The sequence below is a fragment of the Ruegeria sp. B10 genome (assembly GCF_056539825.1).
In genome coordinates, this window is sequence record NZ_JBQFVP010000001.1 from 455,252 (window position 1) to 462,991 (window position 7,740).

9 protein-coding genes are annotated in these 7,740 nt (G+C 58.5%); 6 read left to right on the forward strand and 3 right to left on the reverse strand.

Annotated features, from left to right (window positions below; all coding sequences use genetic code 11):
* A complete protein-coding gene (locus ACR0J4_RS02330; protein WP_170641970.1) occupies positions 1 to 1,152 on the reverse strand; it encodes an FAD-dependent oxidoreductase in 1,152 nt (383 codons plus the stop codon).
* Positions 1,153 to 1,223: 71 nt separating this feature from the next.
* Complete coding sequence (gene dksA, locus ACR0J4_RS02335) at positions 1,224 to 1,646, reverse strand: RNA polymerase-binding protein DksA (protein WP_170374347.1); 423 nt, start codon at positions 1,644 to 1,646, stop codon at positions 1,224 to 1,226.
* A 371-nt stretch (positions 1,647 to 2,017) separates the two neighbouring features.
* Here dksA and ACR0J4_RS02340 point away from each other — a divergent pair, with 371 nt between their 5' ends.
* From ACR0J4_RS02340 to ACR0J4_RS02360, 5 genes are all read left to right on the forward strand, one after another.
* Positions 2,018 to 2,863 carry an AAA family ATPase gene (locus ACR0J4_RS02340; RefSeq protein ID WP_170466382.1) on the forward strand — a complete coding sequence of 282 codons (846 nt, stop codon included), beginning with the start codon at positions 2,018 to 2,020 and terminating at the stop codon, positions 2,861 to 2,863.
* 77 nt (positions 2,864 to 2,940) lie between these two features.
* Entirely contained in the window at positions 2,941 to 3,390 is a 450-nt protein-coding gene (locus ACR0J4_RS02345) for an N-acetyltransferase family protein (protein ID WP_480668282.1), read from the forward strand.
* On the forward strand, positions 3,387 to 4,751 hold the full coding sequence (locus tag ACR0J4_RS02350; RefSeq protein ID WP_170641972.1) for a DUF2927 domain-containing protein: 1,365 nt from the start codon (positions 3,387 to 3,389) through the stop codon (positions 4,749 to 4,751). The genes ACR0J4_RS02345 and ACR0J4_RS02350 overlap by 4 nt, the downstream gene beginning before the upstream one ends.
* Before the next feature lie 7 nt (positions 4,752 to 4,758).
* Positions 4,759 to 4,929, forward strand: coding sequence for a hypothetical protein (locus ACR0J4_RS02355; RefSeq protein WP_170373958.1), 171 nt, complete (start codon positions 4,759 to 4,761; stop codon positions 4,927 to 4,929).
* Between the two features lie 3 nt (positions 4,930 to 4,932).
* On the forward strand, positions 4,933 to 6,117 hold the full coding sequence (locus ACR0J4_RS02360) for a vWA domain-containing protein (RefSeq protein ID WP_170373959.1): 1,185 nt from the start codon (positions 4,933 to 4,935) through the stop codon (positions 6,115 to 6,117).
* 32 nt (positions 6,118 to 6,149) lie between these two features.
* Here ACR0J4_RS02360 and ACR0J4_RS02365 read toward each other — a convergent pair whose 3' ends face one another.
* Positions 6,150 to 6,545, reverse strand: a complete 396-nt coding sequence (locus ACR0J4_RS02365; protein WP_480668283.1) for a hypothetical protein — start codon at positions 6,543 to 6,545, stop codon at positions 6,150 to 6,152.
* A gap of 300 nt (positions 6,546 to 6,845) precedes the next feature.
* Between ACR0J4_RS02365 and ACR0J4_RS02370 the strand changes: the two genes are divergently transcribed.
* Positions 6,846 to 7,740, forward strand: an 895-nt coding sequence (locus tag ACR0J4_RS02370) for a hypothetical protein (RefSeq protein ID WP_480668284.1), incomplete at its 3' end; no start/stop codon positions are given.

Sequence of the window (7,740 nt, forward strand, 5' to 3'; positions counted from 1 at the left end):
TCAAACGGTCGGGTCGTAGCTGTAGATCCAGTCAAATTTCCGCGTAAGGCGCGGACCTATCGCCGCCAGAACCGCTTGCGCGGCCAAACGCATCGGACCCCGCAGATGGAAGTTGCGCGCGTTAGCAGATGCCGCAGCGACCACATGTTGCGCGCGGCGCTGGCGCGCGGATTCGTAGGCTGCAAGAGCTTGCCTCACACCCGATTGGCTGTCGAAGGAGCGTGCCAGAACCCAAGCATCCTCGAGCGCCAGACAGGCCCCTTGTGCCATGAAGGGCAACGTCGGATGGGCCGCGTCGCCCAATAGGGCCAAGCGTCCGTTCTGCCATCTCTCGGCCACCGGACGCAGGAATAGCGCCCATAGATGCGTTTTTTCAACCTTTGCCAGAATATCCCTCACCGGCCCGCCAAAATCGGCAAACCGAGCGCGCAGGTCATTGGGATCGCCCTGTATGCGCCAGCCTTCCTGCTGCCAGTCCGAGCGTTCTTCAATTGCGACGACGTTCATCAGGCGTTGGTCGCGTAGCGGATAGGTGACGACGTGCCGCCTCGGCCCCATTGTCAGTGAGGCTTGCGGTCTCTCAAGACGGTTCTCCCAAGGCACCGTGGCGCGCCAGGCGATCTGGTGGGTAAAGGCAGGAGCCTCCGGGCCATTCAGGATCGGACGAAGGGCGCTGCGTCCGCCATCTGCTGCAATGACACATTCGGCGCGAAGGCGCTCACTGTCATCCAACACAATCTCGGCCTCGGATGGGTGTTTGCGAACCGTCTGCACTCGCGCACCGAGGCGTATGTCGACACCTGCGTCCTTGGACGCCTGTCGCAACACCTCGAGCAAATCGGCGCGGTGATAGTAGAATGTCGGGCCCGCCGCCGGGGCTGGAATACGACTGATCACCCGGCCCTTGCGATAGTCGCGCAGAATAGTTCCGTAAGAAAGTTGCGCGACTTCAGGCTGATCCCCCGCAACCCCCAAGGCGCGCAGAACGGACATTCCGTTGGCGCTGATTTGAAGGCCTGCTCCGACCTCGATCAGCGCTGGGGCCTGCTCTAACACGGTCACCTGCGCCCCGCGCTGGCTCAGGGCCAACGCCGCCGCAAGGCCGCCAATGCCACCGCCAACCACACAAAACTTCAGACCGTTGATCTTCATGGCCTTGCCTTAACGCAAAAACGCCGGAGCGACAGGCCCCGGCGTTTGAATTATTCACTTTTTCAGGACGATCAATCGTCGCGGTGGACCTTTTCGCGACGCTCATGGCGTTCCTGTGCCTCGAGCGTCATTGTCGCGATCGGACGCGCATCCAAACGCTTCAGCGAGATCGGGTCGCCTGTTTTTTCGCAATACCCGTATTCGCCTTCGTCGATCCGGCGCAGGGCCGAGTCGATCTTCGCCACCAGTTTGCGCTGACGATCCCGTGTGCGCAGTTCAAGCGCGCGGTCGGTTTCCTCACTGGCGCGGTCGGCGACGTCCGGAATGTTTCGGGTGTTGTCCTGCAGTCCTTCGATCGTGTCGCGGCTGCCTGCGAGTAGTTCTGTCTTCCAATCCAGCAGCTTGCGGCGAAAATACTCAAGCTGCAGATCATTCATGAAAGGCTCATCTTCGGCCGGACGGTAGTCCTCCGGCAGAAAAACTTCCTGCTTCATATTTGCTCCCTCGGTATGGCCTGTAACGTCGGTCACGGTTGCTTCACCAGACATTTGGCTCTCCCTTCTGCGCAGCGTGTAGCCGACGGGCGCTGGAATGTCACTACACAAACGTAGAACCGACGCCCCGTCGCAAGCCTTCATCTAAATATGAGACTTAAAACAAGAAATCCTTGTTTTTCTGTGAAAATCGACAGGCAATTTCAGGGCATTGTTCAACCCTCGAGAAAGGCACCTGCCTGCGAATCATGCAAAAGCGGTTGGACTCGCTGGTAAATTTGATTCACCGACGCAGCGGCCCGGCTTGTCAAATTCCCCATCGCTCTGTAACCCGGACACCACAGTTTCGCCGGAAACAGCAAGAGGACCCGATGACCGCACGTTTTCAAGGCACAGCCGAATATGTCGCCACCGATGATCTGACCATCGCCGTGAACGCCGCCGTCACGCTGGAGCGCCCCTTGCTGGTCAAAGGGGAACCCGGCACTGGCAAGACCGAATTGGCAAAACAGGTCGCCGGCGCGTTGGGTCTGCGCATGATCGAGTGGAATGTGAAATCCACCACGCGCGCGCAGCAGGGCCTTTACGAATACGACGCCGTCAGCCGGTTGCGGGACAGCCAGCTGGGCGAAGAGCGTGTGCATGACGTCTCGAACTACATCCGCAAGGGCAAGCTCTGGCAGGCGTTTGAGGCCGACGAAAAGGTCGTGTTGCTGATTGATGAGATCGACAAGGCCGATATCGAGTTCCCCAATGATCTTCTGCAAGAACTCGACAAGATGGAGTTCCATGTCTACGAGACCGGCGAGACGATCAAGGCAAAGAACCGCCCGATCGTGATCATCACTTCAAACAACGAAAAAGAGCTGCCCGACGCCTTCCTGCGCCGCTGCTTCTTTCACTATATCCGCTTCCCGGATGAGGCCACGATGCGCCGTATTGTCGAAGTCCATCACCCAGGCATTAAGGATGCGCTTCTGACCACCGCGCTCACGCAGTTCTACGAAATCCGCGACACGCAGGGCCTGAAAAAGAAACCCTCAACCTCCGAGGTTCTGGACTGGTTGAAACTGCTGCTGGCCGAGGATCTGAGCGCCGAAGACCTAAAGCGCGACGGGGCCAACGCGCTGCCCAAACTGCATGGCGCGCTGCTGAAAAATGAACAAGACGTGCATTTGTTTGAGCGATTGGCCTTTATGGCGCGCAGTCGACGTTGAACAGGATGTGAGCGCGGCTTGCTTCTTGGCGGTCCGGGTGTCAGCATCCCAGAAACTAAATCAGCAGGACGCATCGCTTGGCCAAAGACCTAAAAATCCGCCCACTGACCGCCGAGGACAAGGCCCATTGGGCTGAAATGTGGCGTGATTATCTTGCGTTCTATGAAACCACCCTGCCCGACACGATCTACGAGACGACATTCGAACGTCTGCTGGGCGATGACCCGCAGGATTTCTCGGGCTTTGTTGCCGAACAGGACGGCAAGCTGGTCGGATTGACGCACTTCCTGTTTCACCGTCATGGCTGGAAGGTGGAGAATGTCTGCTATCTCCAGGACCTGTTCGCCCGCCCCGAGGCGCGCGGAACCGGCGTCGGGCGCGCCCTGATTCAGGCGGTCTATGATGAGGCCGATCGCCAAGGCGCTCCGTCAGTCTATTGGCTAACGCAGGAGTTCAATCACACCGCGCGCCAGCTCTATGATCGGATTGGCACCCTGACGCCGTTCATAAAGTACAATCGCGCATGAAGCGGTTTGTCGCCTTCGTTGCAGTGTTGGCGCTGTCAGCCTGTACAACGGTCGAACGGATCGAATTGCCGGACAACGTCAAGGTCGTTGAGCAATCCCTGCCCCCCACCAAGTCGTTCTCGGCGTCGCGGCCAACGCCCCCTGCGCGGTCCAATACCAACATTGCTGCCGATTTCCTGGACTTGCATTTTGCGTTGGAAAGCGGCGTTGAGCTGCCGGTTTTCACCCGGTTCGAAACACCCATCACCGTGCGCCTGACGGGCACGCCCACGGCCAGCATGCAGCGCGACCTGACCAGCCTGTTGAACCGCATTCGGCGCGAGGCCAGGATCGACATCCGGCAAATTCCCGAAGGTCAGGCCAATATCACCATTGAGGCCGTCACCCAGCGCGACATCCAACGCATCCTGCCCAATGCTGCCTGCTTCGTGGTCCCCAATTCATCGAGCCTCGAGGAATACCGCCGCGACCGCCGCAAGCCCAAAAGCAGCTGGACCGAGCTTCAACGGCGCGAGCGTCTAGGCATTTTCATCCCTGCAGATGTCAGCCCGCAGGAAATTCGCGATTGTCTACATGAGGAACTGGCGCAGGCGCTGGGGCCGCTCAACGACCTTTATCATCTGCCCGACTCCGTGTTCAACGATGACAATATCCACACCGTTCTGACCGGGTTCGATATGTTGATCCTGCGGGCGGCCTATTCTCCTGAACTGCGCTCGGGGATGTCCCGTGAACAGGTCGAGGCCGTTATCCCCGGCCTGCTCAGCCGCCTCAACCCGCGCGGCGACCGGCTGCCGGTGCAACCGTTGACCGAAACACCGCGCGAATGGGTCGACGCGATCAATAAAGCCCTCGGCCCCGGTCCTGGTTCCCCCCGACAGCTGCGCGCAGCAAAACGCGCGGCCGAGATCGGACGGCGGCAGGGCTGGACCGACCACCGCCGTGCTTATCCGCATTACCTTATGGGCCGCATGATCCAGTTTCGCGATCCCGCCGCCGCCTTGCAGAACTATCAGATCGCGCTGCAATTCCTGAACGCCACCCCCGGAACCGAGGTTCACCGCGCGCATGTCACGGCCCAAACAGCCTCTTTTGCGCTGGCGCAGGACAGAGGGCCCGAAATTCTGCCCGATCTGAACTCTGCAATTGACGTGATAACACGGGCCGAGAACGCCTCACTTCTGGCGACGTTGCTGCTGTTGAAATCCGAAGCCCTGAAACAAGCCGGACAGGAGCAGCAGGCACGTGCGGTCAGGCTGGACAGTATCGGATGGGCGCGATACGGGTTTGGCTCGGATCTGGTGGCCCGGTCTCTGGCCGAAGGCGACGCTGGAACGTCGAGAAACAATACAGGCGGATGACAGACGAATGCTCGTAGTAGTGGGAATGGCTGTTTTGGGTGCGATCCTGGGCGTAATGGCCGCGCGCAAGCGCAACGGCAACCGGGCCGACATGGCGCAATACGCGGCCGGTTACGGCATAGCCTTTGCGCTTTTGGGCCTGATCCTGTCTCTGATCCTTGTGCGGTTCTTGGTGTAGCCCATGTTCCTGCCCTTTTTCGAAAACCTCAGAAAAGCAGGCATCCCGGTCTCTCTTCGGGAATATCTGACCTTTCTGGAGGGGATGAAAAAGGGCCTGGCCACGTATGATGTCGAGGCGTTCTACTACCTCGCCCGTGTCTCGATGGTGAAGGATGAGCGCAATATCGACAAGTTCGACCGCGCTTTTGCCGCCAGTTTTGAGGGGCTGGGTGAGATCAGTTTTGATCAGGTGCTGGAGGCGGTCGACATCCCCGCGGACTGGCTGGCCAAGATGGCAGAAAAACACCTCTCGGACGAGGAAAAGGCCGAGATCGAAGCCCTTGGCGGCTTTGACAAGCTGATGGACACTTTGCGCGAACGCCTGAAAGAGCAGCAAGGCCGTCACCAGGGGGGGAACAAGTGGATCGGCACGGCGGGGACCTCTCCGTTCGGGGCCTATGGCTACAACCCCGAAGGCGTGCGGATCGGCCAGAAGGAAAGCCGCCATCAGCGCGCGGTGAAAGTCTGGGACAAACGCGAATTCAAGAACTTAGACGACACTGTTGAACTAGGAACGCGCAACATCAAGGTCGCCTTGAAGCGTCTGCGCCGCTGGGCGCGTGAGGGCGCGGCGGAGGAGCTGGACCTGGACGGCACCATCCGCGCCACTGCCGAACACGGCTATCTCGACGTCAAAACCCGCCCCGAGCGGCATAACGCGGTAAAGGTCCTGCTGTTTCTCGACGTCGGCGGTTCCATGGACCCGCATATCAAGGTTGTTGAAGAGCTGTTCTCGGCCGCGCGGACCGAGTTCAAGCATCTCGAATATTACTACTTTCACAATTGCCTCTACGAAGGCGTCTGGCGCGACAACCGCCGCCGTTGGGACCAACAGATCCCAACCCACGAGGTGCTGCGCACCTATGGCGGCGACTACAAATGCATCTTTGTCGGCGACGCCTCGATGAGCCCCTACGAGATCGCCTACCCCGGCGGCGCCAACGAGCACTGGAACCAAGAAGCAGGCCAAGTCTGGCTGCAGCGCGCGCGCGAGCAGTGGACCTCAAACCTGTGGATCAACCCGGTGCCCGAGAAATACTGGGGCTACACCCACTCCATCGGCATGATCCAAGAGATTTTCGAGGACCGCATGGTGCCAATGACGCTGGCTGGGTTGGAACAAGGCATGCGAGAGTTGACTCGATAGACGTCGCTGCGCGTTGAAGTAGATCAACGCTGCTAGAAATAAGACAAAGTCTTAGATTTTCCCCTCGAAATAGCTTCAGAGGAAACAATCGAAGCGATACTCCCCACATTTTTGAGATTCGTGGTATAACCCAGATGGATCGATGCTGGGGGGCTGAGATGACCAAATCTAAACTTCGCAATTACCTGACATCTTTTTTGACCATTTCTGCATTGGTGCTGGCGTCCGGTGCCGTTACGACTTTTGCCCTTGCGCCGGATGCGGCTTACGCAAAAAACGATAAAGGCAACGGCAAAGGCAGGGGGAACGGAAGGGGCAACGGAGGTGGCAAGGGGAATTCCGGTAAGGGAGGAAAAGACGGAGGCAAGAGCGGCGAAAAGGGAAAATCTGGCAAAAGCAACGGCGCAAAAAATGCCGGTAAGGATCATGGGAAAGCCAAACCCAAAACCCAAAGCTCTCGCAACCTATTCGGAAGTGGCAACAAGCAGAAAGCGAAGTCCAAAACCCAACGCTCTGGCAACCTATTTGGAAGTGGCAAAAAGCAAAAAGCCAAGTCCACAACTCAACGCTCTCGCAACATATTCGGAACTGGCAACAAGCAGAAAGCGAAGTCCCAAAAACCTTCCAACAACAAGTCGCGAAGCGGCAAAGTTCAGAAAACAACCCTCGCGAACGTTGGGCGAGAGTTCAAACGCGATGTAGAAGAACTGTTCGGCAAACGCTCACGCGTGAAACCCAAGGCCAGCGGAAAACGCGTAAACAAAGCCTACCGCAAAGCGTCCATTGCTCCGGTCGAATACTCCCCGCGACCAGTTGCTCGCTCGGACTATCGCACCAAGCGATACGACGAACAAAACCTGGACAAGCGTAGATACCGCGATCCGCTTGTGGCTGCGATTACCGACCCGTACGGCTCGGACAAGTTGCGCAATCTGAACGCATCGAAAGCGGCAGCTCCGGCGTTTCGCAACGCGTCTCCCAACAGCAATGTCGGCAAGATCGCGACCTATCAGGCCGCTGCGGAAACCTACTATGACCTGCGCGGAGATCTCTATGACGCGCGGCGCGAGCTGCGGGAACTGAACGAAAGCTACGACGGTCGTAGCAGCGACGACATTGCCGACGACATTGCCGCGCTTGATCCCTCAGACCCCAACTACCAAGACGACCTGAACGCGCTTGAGGATGAACTGCGTGACGCCGAAACCTATGAAGAGGCACGTGACGACCTGCGCGCGGATGTCAGGGATTTGCGCCACGAAACCCGCGACGCCCTGCAGGACGCAGAGACCGCCTTCTTCGACGCGTCCAAAGGCCGGACAGTGACCAAAGGCACATTGTCTCAGTTCCACGGCTACCTGGATCTGCCGCAGCCGCGGCATCGCTACAAGGATGGAGTAACAATCCAGCCCGTGCCCTACGATCCCGATCGTTACAGATACACCAAAGACGATGCGACCTATGAACAGTGGGATGATCGGCGGGATGTTTATGACACCTATTCGCATCAAAAGAAGGATCGGTATCGCTATTACCGCGATCCGCTTGTGGCTGCGATTACCGACCCGTACGGCTCGGACAAGTTGCGCAATCTGAACGCATCGAAAGCGGCAGCTCCGGCGT